The organism is Orrella marina (assembly GCF_003058465.1).
Taxonomy (GTDB): Bacteria; Pseudomonadota; Gammaproteobacteria; order Burkholderiales; family Burkholderiaceae_B; genus Algicoccus; species Algicoccus marinus.
In genome coordinates this window covers 541,281-558,539 of sequence record NZ_CP028901.1, presented here as the reverse complement: position 1 = coordinate 558,539, position 17,259 = coordinate 541,281, and the positions used below count along the sequence as shown (strand labels likewise).

At 56.0% G+C, this 17,259-nt stretch carries 13 protein-coding genes and 1 pseudogene; 8 read left to right on the top strand and 6 right to left on the bottom strand.

From position 1 onward, the window contains the following. The first annotated feature begins 1 nt into the window (after position 1). The 6 genes and pseudogenes from DBV39_RS02475 (at position 2) to DBV39_RS02445 (ending at position 7,532) form a co-directional block, all read left to right on the top strand. Positions 2-1,453, top strand: a complete 1,452-nt coding sequence (locus DBV39_RS02475) for a hypothetical protein (protein ID WP_193853093.1) — start codon at positions 2-4, stop codon at positions 1,451-1,453. 395 nt (positions 1,454-1,848) lie between these two features. Then, positions 1,849-2,400, top strand: a complete 552-nt coding sequence (locus DBV39_RS02470; protein WP_108623036.1) for a YaeQ family protein — start codon at positions 1,849-1,851, stop codon at positions 2,398-2,400. Positions 2,401-2,960: 560 nt separating this feature from the next. Then, positions 2,961-5,945: an autotransporter outer membrane beta-barrel domain-containing protein gene (locus DBV39_RS20205; RefSeq protein ID WP_108620207.1), complete on the top strand. Its 2,985-nt coding sequence runs from the start codon at positions 2,961-2,963 to the stop codon at positions 5,943-5,945. After that, positions 5,852-6,511 (top strand): autotransporter outer membrane beta-barrel domain-containing protein, encoded by a 660-nt coding sequence (locus tag DBV39_RS20200; RefSeq protein WP_322348756.1) that lies wholly within the window; start codon positions 5,852-5,854, stop codon positions 6,509-6,511. Before DBV39_RS20205 ends, DBV39_RS20200 begins: the two co-directional genes overlap by 94 nt. Positions 6,512-6,640: 129 nt before the next feature. Further along, positions 6,641-6,895: pseudogene (tnpA, locus tag DBV39_RS02450) on the top strand (IS200/IS605 family transposase); the annotation flags it as partial. Between the two features lie 25 nt (positions 6,896-6,920). Continuing rightward, positions 6,921-7,532, top strand: a complete 612-nt coding sequence (locus DBV39_RS02445; RefSeq protein ID WP_159078751.1) for a thiamine pyrophosphate-dependent enzyme — start codon at positions 6,921-6,923, stop codon at positions 7,530-7,532. A 138-nt stretch (positions 7,533-7,670) separates the two neighbouring features. Here the strand turns inward: DBV39_RS02445 and modC are convergent, their stop codons facing one another. The 3 genes from modC to modA all read right to left on the bottom strand — a co-directional run bounded on the left by modC (position 7,671) and on the right by modA (position 10,435). Beyond that, the gene (gene modC / locus DBV39_RS02440) at positions 7,671-8,795 is read right to left on the bottom strand and encodes a molybdenum ABC transporter ATP-binding protein (RefSeq protein WP_227870773.1); all 1,125 of its coding nucleotides are present in this window, start codon (positions 8,793-8,795) and stop codon (positions 7,671-7,673) included. Continuing rightward, positions 8,792-9,484, bottom strand: a complete 693-nt coding sequence (gene modB, locus DBV39_RS02435) for a molybdate ABC transporter permease subunit (protein WP_108620204.1) — start codon at positions 9,482-9,484, stop codon at positions 8,792-8,794. The genes modC and modB overlap by 4 nt, the downstream gene beginning before the upstream one ends. A 225-nt stretch (positions 9,485-9,709) precedes the next feature. Beyond that, a complete protein-coding gene (gene modA / locus DBV39_RS02430; protein WP_108623034.1) occupies positions 9,710-10,435 on the bottom strand; it encodes a molybdate ABC transporter substrate-binding protein in 726 nt (241 codons plus the stop codon). Positions 10,436-10,735: 300 nt separating this feature from the next. Here modA and DBV39_RS02420 point away from each other — a divergent pair, with 300 nt between their 5' ends. Further along, positions 10,736-11,548, top strand: coding sequence for a TOBE domain-containing protein (locus tag DBV39_RS02420; protein WP_108620202.1), 813 nt, complete (start codon positions 10,736-10,738; stop codon positions 11,546-11,548). Between the two features lie 94 nt (positions 11,549-11,642). Here the strand turns inward: DBV39_RS02420 and DBV39_RS02415 are convergent, their stop codons facing one another. Beyond that, positions 11,643-11,915: a thiamine pyrophosphate-dependent enzyme gene (locus DBV39_RS02415; RefSeq protein WP_265416026.1), complete on the bottom strand. Its 273-nt coding sequence runs from the start codon at positions 11,913-11,915 to the stop codon at positions 11,643-11,645. Positions 11,916-12,217: 302 nt separating this feature from the next. Between DBV39_RS02415 and DBV39_RS02410 the strand changes: the two genes are divergently transcribed. Then, positions 12,218-12,823, top strand: a complete 606-nt coding sequence (locus DBV39_RS02410) for a hypothetical protein (protein ID WP_108620200.1) — start codon at positions 12,218-12,220, stop codon at positions 12,821-12,823. Positions 12,824-13,055: 232 nt separating this feature from the next. Here the strand turns inward: DBV39_RS02410 and DBV39_RS02400 are convergent, their stop codons facing one another. Beyond that, entirely contained in the window at positions 13,056-13,553 is a 498-nt protein-coding gene (locus DBV39_RS02400; protein WP_108620198.1) for a cupredoxin domain-containing protein, read from the bottom strand. Positions 13,554-13,628: 75 nt separating this feature from the next. Continuing rightward, a complete protein-coding gene (locus DBV39_RS02395; protein WP_108620197.1) occupies positions 13,629-17,105 on the bottom strand; it encodes a TM0106 family RecB-like putative nuclease in 3,477 nt (1,158 codons plus the stop codon). Positions 17,106-17,259 lie beyond the last annotated feature (154 nt).

Genomic DNA, 17,259 nt, shown 5'->3' with positions numbered 1-17,259 from the left:
CATGATCCAGCAGACCACCCCCGCCAGAACAGACGTAACGGAAATGGCTGACACTGCAGGCAAGCGCGATGCTGGATTAGCCAAGCTCAAACGCACGGCAGAATCTTTGCTGTTTGCTCTGTTTGAGCATGCGGATATGTACTACGCGTCTGACTCTGTTGTACGCGCATGGGAAACGATGACACTGGATGCCGAACTGATGATGGACAAGGACGTGTTTCCGGAGGTGGAAACCCTCTTTCCACACTGGTTCCTGCATGACTGGCGCCCGGATGAAGTCAGGCTTCTTGAAACGGGCAACGCTGAGCCCGAACAACCCGTTGCCGAGCACTACCTGCAAACGCGGGGACGTAGCGTTGCAGCGCTTGAGCGTCGAATTATCGAGGCCATTGACAGGTCGTACTTCAGCTACTACCGCGTTCTGGACTATCAGACGGGACACTCGGTCATGTTTGATGATTTGATGACCGGCAAGCAGCATGTTGTGCACGATCTGCAGTATTTCGTCGACCTGGAGCCTGGCATGGTTTTCTACATGCGGTTACTCACTGTCGACGGGAACACGATTCCCTACGGGCTTGGGCCTTTGATCATTCGTGCGCACTGGCTGGACGACATCCAGAAGTTGCACATACATCTTGCAATGACCCACACAGGCTTGTCCGACTCACCAGACACACTGCCATTGCTCGACCCGGAGGTTTTACGGGAGGAAGAACCCACGCTGCGGAAGCTGTACTTCAGCATCCGGAGAAAGGATGACGAAAGTTACGGCAGGATGTGGCCCAGTATCTACGATGAATTCAAAATCACCCAGATTATCTACTCCCTGAATTGCCAGCCTTATGAGGCATTGGATGCACTGGCCAGCCTGTCAGGGTTTGATGTCTCTGATCTGATGGAATTTGATGCGGTCTATGACGACGATGACAACCTGGTGTACGTCTACATCCCCTGGTTCGACCACGAGGACCCGGACAATCCAAGCTGGGACAGCGACACACTGGCCGATATTTATATCGACCAGGACGGCATCACTGTCAACATGAACTCCATAGAAATGCTTGACGAGATCGAAACCGAAATTACCTCACTGCTGGGTGATCTGGCCAGACTGGAGTCCAGCGGCGAGGTGGTGATCCCCGAGATATTCGATGAATCTGACTTCCTGGATGACGCCTACGACCCTTTGATCGACTCATTGCCATCGCTCACCCGGAGCCTGAACAATCAGACGGCGTTCGATCGCAATGCTGAGGATTACTGGGAGAAATGGATGGACGACAAGCTACCAGAACTGGGCGGGATCACTCCGCGCGAAGCGTCCCGGACGAAGGAAGGATGCCAGGCGCTCAACGTGATGCTCGCAGAGTTTGAAGACCTGGCCAAACGCCATATCTGGATCCGCCCTGTCATAGAGATGCTCAGACGCAAGCTCGGACTGACTGATTGAGACGATCAGTAACCTTTCGTGCAAACCTGTGAGAGACTGACTGAGAACTCATGGATCATCACACGACAGGCATTTCTGATCAGTCGATCTTACCCAGGCTCAGTCAGTCACGCGCCGGCACATCCAGCAAAGGAAAACGAGAGCCGTCCATTTAAAGCGCCTGACAGACAGTTCAAGAGTCGGCTTCAGCATCTGCGATCAGAGCGTCAACGGGGATCCCCAAATCGGGGAGAATGCGACGAGTCATTAAAAAGCTCAGCAGCCTTTTGCGCGCCAGCGCTGGCGATACGTTGAATCCACCTCGACAGAACCTGTGTCGGGACGTCAGTGGGTTCGCCGGCGTTATCATTCTGGTCTCCAGATACTCACCAGCTCAAAAAAACAAGGCGGTCTCAATGGCGCTCGGCGCAACGATCTACAAGGTGGACATTCATGTCGCAGACACTGATCGGCACTACTACGACAGTCATTCTCTGACGATTGCCCGTCATCCGTCGGAGACCGCCGAGCGGATGATGGTCCGTCTGTTGGCATTTGCCCGGCACGCTCAGGAAGATCTGAGCTTTACCAAGGGTTTGAGCGAGACCGATGAACCTGACCTCTGGCTCAAAGACCTGACCGGTGAAATCAAGCTCTGGATCGAGGTTGGCCAACCGACCGACACCCGCATTCTTCGCGCGTGTGGCAAAGCAGACCAAGTGATCATCTATTGCTTCAACGGACATGCGAGCAAGCTCTGGTGGGACGGCGTGAGCAAAAAGGTGGCGCGCGCCAGAAACCTTCGGGTCATCTGCCTGCCTACCGAGCCAATCCGCACACTCGCCCAGAAGGTCGAACGGAACATGGACTTGCACATCAACATTCAGGAAGGCGAACTGTTCGTACCGACAGGCGACGAACAGATCAGCCTGACGCCCAGCACCTGGCATGACAGCGCGAGTCGCTAACAGATCACAATCGTATGCAAAGAGCCCCATCGCCAACAAGACGCGTTCTTGCATTGCGTTCGTTTTAAAGGGTTTTCCCTTAGATCAAACCACCTCCATTTGAGAAGCCCGGTCGATATACTCTTGACGATCAGGCAGGTCTGAACAGACCCAACAGGTTGCGGGATCGTCAATCTGAGCGCGCCATGAGGTCATGTCACCAGATTACGTTGGATGTTTGCTGGTCTGACTTGATGCTTTGTGCAGGTTGCACCGTCATTTGATCCTTGGCTCGCGCCCTTCTGTTTCAGTTTCAGTGCTTTTTCTCTGCAGTGCTCTTGCCCCAACAACAAACCCGGGTCACAAGGAGCGTCAGCATGACTTCAAAGTGTCAGTTCTCGAATCACCAGACATCTAGTCAGATTTGCACAGACAGCGTTGCCTCCATCTCGACTGAGGGCTCTGTTGCTGGTGACTGCACAGTGAATTCCATTTTCATCACAGATCGACCTGGAAATTCGCGTTCGTTTCTTCGATCAAACCGGAAGATGACAATGCCTCCAGCTCTTTCGTGCACGAATATGAGCCGCCTGGCTCTGATCAAACTGCTATCCCTGGCGTTTTTGTCGATGGCTCAGGCCCAACCTGATCCCACCACCTTTGCAGCCTATATCCAGTTGCAGCGCCCCGTCCTCATCAACGCCGATCTCTGGACCGACCGTCCCGAGATTCTGGCAGCCGGATACGGGTTTGAGGGCATCATGGGCGTGCCTGGCCTGTTCAATGCCGGCGATCTGAACCTTGCGATTGAGGCTGGTGCCGGTGTCAACATGGACTGGGCGGGACTTGATCCCGTACCACCGCTTCGAAACCTGACCAGTGCAGCAAGTCCGATTGGCGTTGCCGCGGCCGGATTCGGGACTTACCCGCTATACGCTGATGCCATGCCGATTGAAGTCAGCTGGCCACTGTTGCCTGGCACGGTGGCCCCTGAGAACATCGCAATCACCCTGAATACCGGTGAGACCGTTAACCCGGTCGCTGCTGCACTCAATCCGAATTACGATCACAACGAACGTCACGTGGTCGTGGTCTTCGGTCGCTTTGGCAACCGGTTGACCCCGGGAACACCCGGTGCGGTCTACCCGGTGAACGTGAGCTTTGTGGAGGGGAATTCTTCCATGATGGCAGTCGGTCCGAATGGCCCGGTCTCTGTGACCGGATTGTCCAGAACCAGTTCCAATCCCTATGTGGCGGGACCATCGCTGGTGGGCGCAAAGCTGAACCACTTCTCGCCCGTAGGTGATTCGCCCCCGCCTGCTCTGGGCGGAGCCTTTCCGAACGACGCTTACACACTCTACGGAGACGATGCCCAGTACCGGTTGCGGCTCTACACATCCGGGGGCTTTTCACCTGACGGCGTGAGCGGATTTCTGCCCACCGACTTCGAGCAGTCATTTCGTCTGCACGCAGTCGATGCGAACGGCAATGAGGTTGTGATCACCCGCACAGGGGTCAGTTACGACCTTGGAGTGGGCAAGGTCCAGGTCGTCGGCCTGGCTGAAGTGGGCCCGCCACTTGAAAGTCCGATTGTCGAAGGTCAGCCGGATCGTGCCTACTACGTCGAAGATCACGACAACTATTTCGACATTGTGCTCAAGGGTGACGAGGAGGCAATTCGTCTGCTGCAATGGGTCGAGATTCCCACCTCGGCAGAACCCGGTTATACCGACATCTACAACCCGGGTGGTCCGGGCCGCACGCCCGCCCCTGGCGTGGCTTACACCAAACCGGCATTGCAACAGAAGTTTGCAATAGCTCTGAGTCTGGATGCAGACGGGACGATCAGTTACGCCGGCCAGGCACTGGCTGATTACGACCAAGACGATGACCTGCCGGTCGTACTACGGCTACGCGACCCATCTGGCGCCGAGACACTGACATCGAGTTCCATCGTCGCGGCCAATCTCGTGGATACCGGGCAGGATCTGGTGGACATTCCGTTCGCCAACGAACCCGACCGACCCGGTGTGAGTGACGTCAAGTCTTATCTGAATCAGAAGACTGGTGCGCGGATCTACACGATGGATGTTGGAGAACAGACTGCGCTGGATAACAACCCCGCCTGGCAGGACGAAGGTCGCATATTCGGCGCGTTTGACCGTGCCTGGCCGGGTGCCGACGCCTTCTACCGGTTCTACGATGCAAGTACCGGGCAGTACTTCTTTAATGGCAATCTAAACGCCGTCTTGCAAGACGCTGATCTCGGCTATCAAGGGATCGGCTGGTATGCCGCGCAGTTTGTTCCGCAGCCAGCCGAGCTGTCGTTCTCGCGCAGCGATTCCCTGGTGCTGACGAACTTCATCAGCGCACGCAGCAAACTCCTCACGCAGGGCAGTGGCGCACTGACGCTTGCGGCAGGTGGGCGTTTTGATGGGGGAGTCGAAGTGGTCAACGGCCAGCTGATGGTCAACGGTCCGTTATCAGGCGGCCCACTGACTGTTCGGCCGGACGGCACGCTGGGCGGAACCGGCACAATTGCCAGTGCGAGCCGAATTGAGGGCCGTCTGGCGCCGGGAGGCTCACCTGGAACGCTGACATTTCTTGCTCCGGTCACCATGGCAACTGGCAGCACACTGGAAATCGAGGTAGACGGTCCGGGAACGGGTTCTGGTCCAGGAAACTATGATCGCACGGTCATGCTGGGGTCCGGCAATACTTTTACCACGGCTGGAACGGTCGAAGTGCGCCTGCGCGGTATCACGCCACCTGCCAGCAACAACTTTACACCCACGATCGGTCAGCGATTCGCGGGCATCGTCACGGCTCAGGGTGGCGTGCTAGGCGGTTTTGACGGATTGCAGCAACCTGGCGCAGGTTTGCCACCGGGTACCCGGATGGATCTGCTTTATGCGCCGCAATCAATCGATCTCGTGGTCACACCTGCGAGCTATGGCAACCTCGGTGCAGCTGGCATCACGGCCACAGACAATGAGAATGCTGTCGGAAGTGCACTCGACTCGTTCCGCCCGGCGGCCGGTATTCGACCCACGGGAGTTGCTGCGGATTTCTTTCCTGCACTGGCCACCCTCCCCGGCAACCAGATTCCGGGCGCACTGGCTAGCCTTTCAGGTGAGATCTACGCATCTGTTCAGTCACCAATGATCGAGAACAGCACCTTTGTTCGCAACGCCGTGCTCGATCGGATGCGTGGGGCATTCGGCGGTGTCGCCGCGTCCCGACTTGCGCAACAGCCCTATGGGCTGTCTGCAGTGGCGGGAAGTCCTGGCACCACCGATCTGACAAGAAGAGGGGCGACCGGGTGGGCACAAGCCTTTGGAAGCTGGGGACAGTACAGCAGCAACGGCAATGTGACTGGACTGAGATCGGATACCAGAGGACTGTTTGTGGGTGTTGATACACCGGTGGGAGATGCCTGGCAATTGGGCCTGGCCGGTGGTTACAGTCGCACATCTGTCGACCTGGATTCCTGGAGCTCCTCTGCAGATATCGACTCGTACTCGCTCGGTGTATACGGCGGGGGCAGTGGGATGTTATTGGGCTGAGACTCGGTGCCACATACGGCTGGCACAACGTAAGCTCAACTCGCACGGCCGCCTTCTCCGGATTCAGCAACAACTTGTCAGCGTCTTACCAGGCACGCTCAGTCCAGCTTTTCGGGGAAGCTGGGTATCAGATCGACGTCCGGCCAGCACGTCTTGAGCTCTTTGCGGGTCTGGCATACGTCAATCTGAGTACCCCGGACTTCGCGGAGTCCGGCGGTGTTGCAGCTCTGAGGATCAAGGGGAATGACTCGAATACAACCTTCAGCACACTGGGCATGCGGGGCGATACGCAGTTCAGAATGGGCCAGATGCAGGCAACGCTGCGTGGCACCCTGGGATGGCGACATGCCTTCGGCGATGTCACGCCAACATCAACGAATGCCTTCATCTCGGGCTCGCCCTTCCCGGTCAGTGGTGTGCCCATTGCCCGAAATGCAGCCATTGTGAGCGCAGGGCTGGACATGCAGATCAGTCAGCAAGCCACTCTCGGTATTTACTATGAAGGTCAGTTTGGCAGTGGTGAGCAGCAACATGGCGTCAACGCAAGTCTGAGCGTGAGGTTCTGATGCCCTGATCCGGAATGGGCGACACCACTGCTCGAGTGCCACCTCCTTGACTCGTGGAAGACTCTGCGGATCCGTTACTGAGCGTAACAGTGCAGAGTGGAGCGCGGCAACACGTTCATCAACCGGGTTGAGATGATTGAAATGGACGGCGAGAGCGACCATGTGCACTTGCTGGTGGAGTACCCGCCGAAGGTGTCGGTATCGGCGCTGGTGAATAGCCTCAAGGGCGCATCCAGTCGGCGGCTGCGTAACGAGCGTCCAGACATTAAGGGACGGTATTGGAAAAACATGCTTTGGTCGCCTTCCTACTTTGCCGCATCTTGTGGCGAAGCACCTATCGGCATCGTCCGCCAGTACATCGAACAGCAGCAAACACCGCATTAAGAGCCACGACAAGGACGGCTATGCCGTGCGCGCTATCCTTCCCCGACCAAGTTCGGCGGCTTCGCCTAAAGGTTGCTACGCAACCAAATCACTTGGACGAGGTTTGCCGCACATTCCGATCAACCATCTCTCTTGCACAGTGGGGGAGAACGTCAGCATCGTTCCGGACGCGGGCATTTCAGCTGCACTGGTCTACCGATACTTCTCTTTCTACGGTCAGAGAAGACTATACGCGACGATGGCAGGTGTCATGGGGTTTGGAATACCCGGCTCTATCGCGGTCGCACTTCGGGAACCACGAAAGAAGGTTATCTGTCTGGTCGGGGACGGCGGCTTCATGATGACTGGATTTGATCTCGCCATCGCAGTCGAAAAGAAGCTTCCCATCTGCATTTTTCTGGCAAACAATCGGTCACTGGGCCCCATCTATTTTCATCAGGAGAAACACTATCCGGGTGGTGCGCATGCCACTGCTCTCCCTGGACCGGATTTCAAAGCGTTAGCCGAATCGTTCGGATGTACCGCCTTGCGCATTGAATCCGAAGAAGATATTGCCAACGTGGCCACTCAGGCTTTAAAAGTTGAAGGACCTGTACTGGTCGAGGTCAACACCAGCCTGACTATCTTGAGAAAGTGACCCATCCTTTTCAAATACCAGCATTCCGTTTCGACTCATCTAACCGTAGAAGAATGAAAGCAAAATAGATGCTGGTGCAACATCACAAACAAACAAGCAGTCGACACAAAGCTCCGGGGCTCTGAAATCGATTCTATGTCACCGCTCGCTTAACGCCACTGACTTGATCTGAACCCAGACACTGACTTGCGCTTCGAGCTTCAAACTGGCAACTGCCTTGCGTGTCACCCGGGCAATCAGACACTGGTCAGCGTGTCTGATTCGAACCAGACAGCTTGCAGGGTGGCTGTCATCGTCAATGACGTCGACCACACCCCTCAGAATGTTCTGAATCGAGGTATCCCGTGGCTCGGAGGTGGCAAGACTCACATCATTGGCATGGATATGCAATCTGACAACTGTCCCTATTCTCGCGTCGCGCTTTCGCACCCAGATTTCTGATCCATGCAGATCCACGCAAGTGAGATGGAAAGCATCATCGTGCGACTTGATTATGCCGGTCAGAACTGTACCTGCCTCGCCACCGACTGCGGCGGCAAACTGAGGATCGGACAAGACCTGCGAGACCGGGCCTTCAATCCTGACCTGTCCACCCTCCATGAGCACTACGTGATCAGCGAGCCGCGTGAGTTCCTCCATCGAATGGGTGACATACAGCACAGGGATTTGCAACGCCAGGTGCATACGCTCAAGCCAGGGCAAAAGCTCCTGGCGACGCACCACATCCAGGGAGGCCAGTGGTTCATCCAGCAAAAGAATCCTGGGTTGCGTCGCTAGTGCCCTTGCAATCGCCACACGCTGGCGTTCACCACCGGACAGGCTCTGAGGTTTGCGTTTGAGCAAATGACCAATGCCAAGCATTTCAACGGCAGCATCCAGTGCTTGCTGTCCACTGGCCGTCTTGGTACGCTGCAGCCCAAACCGAAGATTGGCCTGCACATCCATGTGCTCGAACAGACTGGCCTCTTGAAACACATAACCCAGATCGCGTGCCCATGTGGGCAACCAGGCACCACGGTCACTGTCTTGCCAGGCCTCGTCACCGATCAGAACACGCCCCCTGCCCCGCTCGAGCCCTGCCACACAACGAAGCACCGTGGTTTTACCGGATCCTGATGGCCCGAACAGTACTGTTACACCCGTTGCAGGCAGGCTCAGATCAACCTGCAGACGAAAGTCCTTCCGATCCAGTTGTAGCTTCAGAGCCAGATTCTGCTTCATCGTCGAACGCAACGGTGCGATCACTCTCGATTGCTCGCTCATGGCATCACTCTGTCGGACCGTTTCTTTAAAAATGAAAGCGAAATCAGCACTCCGAATGAGAACACCACCATTGCTCCTGCAAGCCAGTGGGCTGCGGTGTACTCCATGGCTTCGACATAACCGAAGATCTGAGTCGACACCACCCGCGTCTGTCCTGGGATGTTGCCACCAATCATCAATACAACCCCAAACTCACCCACCGTATGCGCAAAACTCAGAACCGTGGCGGTCAGCAGTCCAGGCCTGGCCAATGGCAACGCGACGTTGAAAAATGCATCAAGCGGCCTGGCTCGCAAGGTGGCTGCCACCTCAAGCGGCCTTTTACCGATCGCTTCAAACGCATACTGAATCGGTTGCACCGCGAATGGCAGCGACGCAATGATCGAACCAGTCAGCAGCCCGCCAAACGAAAAGGAGAGAAGTCCAATACCCAGCCACTCTGTCAGCATGCCAACCCAGCCCTGAGGGCCGAGAAGCACCAGAATGTAGAAACCAAGTACAGTGGGTGGCAACACCAGGGGCAAAGTCACAAGCGCTGCGATCGGGGCGCGCCATCTGGATTGCGTCTGAGACAGCCACCAGGCGAGCGGCGTGGCAATCACCAGCAAAGTCAAAGTCGTCATGGCGGCAAGCTGCAGCGTCAGTCCAATCGCCTGCCAGGCCTCAGGTCCGATAGGCCAGTCATGCATTGCCACAACCTGTTCTAGCTCGATTGACGCAGTCGTTTTTATCCAGCATGGTATTCATTCCAGAGGTTTGTCCATTGTTATGCACAAGATAAAAGAAGTTACCGGAAAATGCAGGTTGACTGGTGCTCACATCAGATCGCAGAGTCGATCAACAGAACCTGAACCACTCCATGGCTAAAGCCAGGGGCTTGCGCTCATAGTTGGTCAACAAAACCGCGACCACCGCTACTGCACCACATATCCGAACGATTCGATCACGGCTTTGGCTTTGTCGCCATGCAGATACTCCAGCAGGGCTGTTGCAGCTGGATTGTCTTGTCCTGAACTGAGTAAAACTGCGTCCTGACGGATCGGTTCATACAGACTCCCCGGTACGATCCAGCCCGAACCTTCTCTGATCTGCCCTTTCTCTAACACCTGTGAAAGCGCGACAAAGCCGATCTGAGCGTTGCCTGATGAGACAAACTGGAAGGTCTGGGCGATATTGCTCCCCTCCACAACCTTCGGTTTGACTGTTGACAACAGATCGAGCTTGTCCAGCACGTCGTATGCAGCACGTCCATAGGGTGCTAGCTTTGGATTGGCGATGGCAATCCGTTGAAACCGGGCTGTTTTCAGAACATCAGCCGAATCCTTGATCAGATCGGGCTGCCTGCTCCACAACACGAGCTGTCCGGTTGCATAGGTAAAGGACGTTCCCTTCACCGCAAACCCTTCGCTCTCCAGTCTGGACGGCGTCTCCTGGTCTGCAGCCAGCAAGACACCAAACGGAGCACCATGACGAATCTGCGCATAGAACTGCCCTGTTCCCCCGAAAGCCAGTATTGCCTTGTGCCCCGTTTTCTGCTCGAAAGACTGAGCAATCAGTTTCATCGGCGCTGTAAAATTCGCGGCCACCGCCACGTTGACCTCGGCAGACTGCGCAACCAGCGGCGTACTGAAAGCAGTCATTAGAAGCAGCAATTTTTGAGCAAAGAATGTGCCAGACGTTTCTGTGCCGATTCGAGAGTCCGCTCCAGATGATCGATAGGACGTTCGCTTGAAGCGGATTGGAACCATGACTGAAATCAACGCTGACTCCGCTATTATTATCAGGAACATTAAATCTAACACGCTATTCATTTTTGGAATAGCGATATCAGCACCAGCGAGCTTTCAGAAGCACCGAACCTTGACGTCGACATTTAGCGTCAATGGCGTGAGACCTTGCTTTGCGATCCTGCAAGCGAACCATTTTCAAGGCAATGCACGATGACCGAATCAGCCATTCAGTTTGAAGAGGTTCTGGGTAGTACGACAACCGATCGGAGAATCGAGATTCTCCGATCGATCCATCTGTTTGGATCGATCTCCGAGGCGGCGCGCGCCAATGGAGTCAGCTACAAAGCAGCATGGCAAGCTGTTGAAACGCTTGGCAATCTCGCAGGCGTGCCACTGACTGAAAAAGCTGTGGGTGGATCAGGCGGTGGCGGAACCCACCTGACCCGCGCAGGACTGCAGCTCATGCAGGCGGCCGAGATCCTGAATACTGCCAGAGCCGATGCCCTGACGCGTATTCGTGCAGCCATGAATGCTGAGGCAGTTGAAAACATCGCTGTAAAAGACAGCGGATCCAGGCCCGAACTACGAAATATCGTCGGCATCGGGTTGCGCACCAGCATGCGCAATCAGCTGCCTTGTGAAGTCGTCGAAATCCAGACGCGACATGCAGACGTGCAAGTGACGCTAGCACTTGCAGATGGTCAACACCTGGTTTCCAGGATCACTCGAGAGAGCCTGGAACTGCTGGGCCTTGCCAGAGGCATGTCTGTACTTGCGCTATGCAAGGCAACAGCGGTCACTGTCGCCCCCACTATCGTGGGTGTTGGGGAGGTCAACATCCTCAAAGGCACCATCTCGAGGCGATCGCGATCCTCCACAGATCGCCAGGTGTCGCTGGCATTGTCACCAGGCTTGCAGATTGCCGGACTCACCAGCCCTGATTCGACTTCACCTCTCAGACTCAGACAATCCGCTATGGCGGCGGTCCAAGCGTCTGCGGTCGTGATCGGTCTGACAGGCTGAACATAAACACAGAACCAGCCGATTCCGTCGCGATCACCTCACTTTAAAATCAATCTGCCCGGTTTCTGATGATCGGCACCATGATGACCAGCGATCATTTGACTTTCAGGGATACACGATAGACCGTACCGAGTTCGCCCGCAGTTCGTGTGGACACCGCGTTGGCGCCGTAGCCTTTGGCCAATGATGCAATGTCGATGCCCGGCAGTTCCAGACCCGCAACGTTGGGGGTTTCCTCAAGTTCAGCGAGCTCTTTCAGAATATCGTACTCCTCTTTCTGTAAAACGACATGGGTCAGGTGCGCCTCACGCTGCACTTCCGTATACACACTTTGCAGAGAGTATTGGCAGGAACTACCCCCTATCACACACAATACCGGTCGGTTGCGTCCACTCTCTTGCTCAGCCAGAGCCAATTCGACAGAAGCAGGCACCAAGCTTGAAGCGATCTCTGCTCTATATCGAGAGTGGGCAAAAAAAATGACGGTCAGCAACCCGGAACCAGTTAACGATTCTTAAGCGCTGCGTTATAAAAGAAATAACTGATAAGACTCAATATTGTTATTGGTTGACACGGTCCAAACATCGTACTGAGCAACTGGCATACGGGCACCGTTCCATCGGAGATGCTTCAGATCGAACGCCCATCTCATGCATCAAGGACAGAGAGATGACTGCTACGCATGAAAACCCTAAAACCTCAATTGAGCACCTCCATGTGGTGCGATCCGGAATTTTCAGATCAGTACGGCGTTACTGGCTGGAAGGCGAGTTTTTCTGCTGGAGCGATGCGGACGGCCAGAACGCACAAAGCGTTTCTCTGGCCGACGTTTCAAGTCTGCGCATTCAGTCCCGGACTGCTGGCATGCAAAGTCAGGCCTTGTGCTACCTGACAGAGAAATCGGGGCGCAGACACCTCATCACGGACCTGCACTGGCAAAGCCGTGCAGAAAGAAAAGAATCCGCAGGCGCACGCCACGCACTGCGTTCGCTATCCTACTGGGAGTTGGTATCAACCATCATCAGGCGACTGCGACTGGCCAACCCGGATGCCCTCTATCTGAAGGGACCAAGTAAAATCGAATGGATATCCACAATTGTGGTCGCCATCGCCTCGGTGTTGATCGTTGTGATTGGTCTGTACCTGATGATCTCGGAGCAAACCTATCCATTTCATGTGATCGGCTTCATCGCGATGGCAGCGGTGTACCTGCCCTTGTTGTGGCCTACCATCGAATCAGGCGGACCCAAACCGTTTGATCCGGAATCTATCTGACACAGGGTTACTTGAACACCCATCACGAACGTCGCACACCAGATTTCCCTGAGGGTTGATTTGCTCGATCCTGGTCAGGACATACTGACTATCTTTCTCGATCGCATCAAAGCGGACTTGGTGAGTGACCTGGATCCCCTTGAGAATTGAGGGCGACTGCGCGACAAACACCATTGTCACAGACTCTGTATAGGCTCATACAGCATCCCTGGTTTGAGGTTAGGGGCAGCACTCACTCGGGCTGTATTTTGCCGACCATTCCCGCCTGAAAATGTCCTGGTAGCAGACACGCAAAACCAAACGTCTCCAACCGATCGAACTGCCAGATCACGTCGCCCTGCTGGCCGGTATCCACGTGGGCCATATACGACTCGTCGTGCGCCATGTCGGGAAGCTTCTCCACCGGTTCGGCATGCTTGTGCAGTTCTTCTGTATTCAGTCCATTGACCACATCATTGTTTCGTAAGCGCCTCTGGCGGATCATGTCACCGATACTTTTTTCGGCGTCAGAGGTAGATGACACAGTACGATTCGTACGCAAGCGATCAAGCGGATGACTCTCTCGCCACGAGATGCATAGCCAAATCCTTGTCATGAAGTTCCACGGCAACGACGTTTCGTAGTCATCACCGGTCTGGGCCAGCGGCAGCAGCTCGATCACATCAAGCTCCCGACCCAATCCGCCGTGAATCCCTGTCCGCGTTCCTGGCGTTGGCCATATCCGGGCCATGGCGATCCCTTCCTTATCCTGTCGTCAACCGATCAAACGCCATCGCAGCCACCCTTGCCACGCTCCGCAAGGTAGTCACACCAGTCGAGCCAGAACATTGACTCGGGCCATGTTCTCGACCGAGCTCACGGGAGTACGAAACAATGCTGGCTGACCCACCACGATGGCCAGCGCCTGTGCGCGCGAGATCGCGACATTCAGTCGGTGCTTGTCGAACAGAAACTCCAGGCCGCGAGGTGCTTCGGAAGCATCGCTGCAACACAAGCTGAAGAAAACAACCGGCGCTTCCTGCCCCTGAAACTTGTCGACACTGCCCACTCTGGCCTGCTCACCCAGCGCCTGCCTGAGCTTGCCGACCTGGTGGTTGTAGGGTGCAACAAACAACATGTCGCGCCAGTCCAGCGCCCTCACTCCACCCTTTTTGTCCGTAAAGGCACGCCCCAGTAACTGACTGGCGAGCCGGGCGATCGTCTGGACCTCTTCGTCACTTGCCTGAGTATTGCCCTGATGCTCGACCGGCACGAACATCACCCCGGCAGCAAGGTCGGCTCGACGAGGAGAGTCCAGTTGGCTCATCTCCTCCAACGGTTCCTCGCAGGACACCGCAACCTCGATCTGCTGTCGGGCGTTGTCCGGGTGGGCTTTGAGTTCGCCTTCGTAAATAGCCTGGCTGATAAACCGGTTTACCGCGGGATGCATGCGGTAAGTGGTATCCAGAAACACGCCAAGTGCGGGATCGATGATGGGCTGATCGTGCAGCAGATAGTCCAGGACCGAAGCACCACTTTCGAGCGGATGGGTGCCCTGGGTGGGTTGGCCCAGTTGCATCTGATCCCCCATGAGAATCAGATTTCGAGCACTTCGGCTCATACCAGCCAGATTGGCCACTGCCACCTGACCGGCCTCATCCACGAACAGATAGTCCAGCGTGCCGGCCATGTCCGGGCGAGTGAAACCCCAGGCCGTCGACCCAAGCACACACCCTGGCTGGACATGAAGATGCAGTTCGGCATTCTTGATGCACGCCACACCCAGATCCGCCAGTTCCGGCTCGGTGTCCCTGGTGCAGCAGCAGTGCGCGACAATTCCAGTGTCCTGGCAATATCTCGCGACACCTAGCAGCAGATTATTGATCGCCTTGTGACTGTTGCTACTGATACCGACACGCTTGCCCTGACTGACCAGGGCGCCGATCATGCGCGCTGCAGTGAAGCTCTTGCCTGCGCCAGGTGGTCCTTGAATCGCCAGGTAACTGCTCTCCAGCGACTCCGCTGCTGCAATGACCTGATCCAGCCGCTGAGCGGGTTCTTCGGCAGTCACCAGAGGCTGCCCCGTCAGCTCTCCGCGTCTGGGGCTTGCGCGCAACAAAAAGTCGACAATCGCCGAGGGAGTCAAGGTTACGTTTGCCAGATTGTCTGCCCAGGCGCGCGCGACATTTTCGATCGCACCGGGGATAGAGGCCGGGTCGACATATTCGTCTGGTATCAGGGTGATTACAGGCCCAGGATCGGCCTTGCACTGCACCACGATCAGGCCCTCATCCAGCGCTGATGCGCTGGCGAGAAAGGTGACTTTGAGCTGCTCCTGACTGCCCAGGACATGAAACGGTGCTTTATCATCACGTGGCGGTTTGAACTCCTGATCCGGATTGAACCGGTACTCATACGCGTGATTGCGTGCCCGGGATGTCGGCAGAAACGGTTCGCGCGCGGTACGCACGCAGTTGGCCACACAGTCGATGTCATCTTCGAGCTCGTGATGGTCCTGACCCAGTCGATCGAACAGACGCCAGAACACGGGTTTACTCTCGCGTCGGTGAAACTCCAGCATCCAGGCAAGATTCTCGGTTACTCGAGCACGATCCGGATGCGCCTGCCGTTGAACCTCGGCAAGTTGCAATAAACGATCGCGCAATGACACCCGTTCCTGAATTTCACTGGACACCTCTGGTTCCCGGACCTCTTTCATGCCCTCATAGACCATACCGGATTCTTGCTGACGGGCTCTGAGCCACTGCGCCAGTTCCTCGGTCGAGTTGCAATCATCCCGGTTGTAGTCACGCAAGCTGCGCAAGATCTCCGAGGTTTGCCATGTATCGCCGTCCAGGCCAGCCGAATTGGCTTCACGCCAGGCCTCATAGGCGACAACCGAGTCGCCACCCGAGGCCACATCGGTGCTGCGTCCCGGTCGATACAGGTGTTCGATGTTCTTGATGGAATAGCGCGGCTCCCCGACTCGCAGGCCGGTCCTGACCACGGCATACAGATCCACGAACACACCGTTGCGCAGCAACTGGTCAACTTCGTGTTCCCGAATCCCATAGCGACCCATGAGTTTGCGGCAGGCAGTGATCTCGTAGCTGGCGTAGTGGTAGATGTGCATGCCGGGATCCTGCAGCCAGCGTTCATAGACCCAGTCGATGAAGTCGACGAACGCCCGCTTTTCCTGCTCTGCATCGTGCGCCCAGAAGTCGCGAAACTGACGCTCACCACACTCGTCGAAGTAAGTACATCCCCATAGGTACTCCAGACCGCCCTGCTCCAGGGGATAGCCTTCGATGTCAAAGAACACATCCAGCGGACTGTGTGGCGGCAAGGCCGACAGCCCCCAGCCAACTCGCTCTGGATGCGGTGGCAGCAAATCAAACAGAGGGACTGGCAATCCTTCGCTTCGCTGCTGCAGACTGGCTTGCGCACGCAGGCGGTGCAGTACTTCGTTCTGAAGGCCCGGTACCGTATCGGGGGACGATTCGATCAGTTGCTGACGTGTTTTGATACCTGCCTTGTTGAGTTTTTTAATCTGGGAGCGACTCATGGTGGCCACTGTGCCAAGATGGTCGAGCTCCACCAACCGTTGCTGTGCATGGGTTGACCAGCGACCGTGCGATGCATAGTCCGCCGGATCAGGAGCCCGATCCGGATCAAAACCGTTGCGCGCTTCAATGAAAGCAGCTTTCAGGGCCTGATAGTAGTAAAAATAGTCATCGGTCCGAAACCGTGCAAGTTCCCCACTGCCCAGTGCAACCACCACCGACTGCGAACGCACTCCCTGTATCGCTTCGAGCATATCAGCGTAGCAACACAACTGCAGCAGGTGCGACGGTTTGACCGTTGAAGACAGTTTGGTATCCCAGACTTCATATTGATACTCGCCAAACTCGCTGATGCCGGGCACTTTCACCAGAAAGTCTGCCAGACCACGAAACGGTCGCTGTTCCAGCAGCGCCTGAAAGATCACATCGGCACCCTCCTTCATGGCCTGCCGTGTCATCTGGCGTGCCTGCGCCACACTTTCAGGTCTACGCGCACTTACGTCAGGAATGGTCACCACCTGCTTGCCCAGATCACGAAACATCGAGAGTTGTCTGGCCTCGTGCCGCAGTCCTTTGCGCGCAAGCGCCATACTCAAGGGATCAGCGGGGTCGGACTGCGGCGCCCGGTCGGGGTGAAGCAGGCGCAATTGATCCATCCACGCGGCATAAGGACTCGCTGCAAAGGTGGTCAAATCGCTTGGAGAAAAAATGATGTCTCGGGTCAGGGCATCCAGGTACATGGGACTCCGCTCAATCTGTCAGTCAGGCACGGTGAATCAAAACCTCAACCAAAGCTTAACTTAAAGCAGGCACGAGTGAAGTGTTCCGTGCAGTCTGTGCAGTACGTGCGTGAACGGTCAGTGGATCGTACAAGGGGTGAGGATGCCGGGCAAT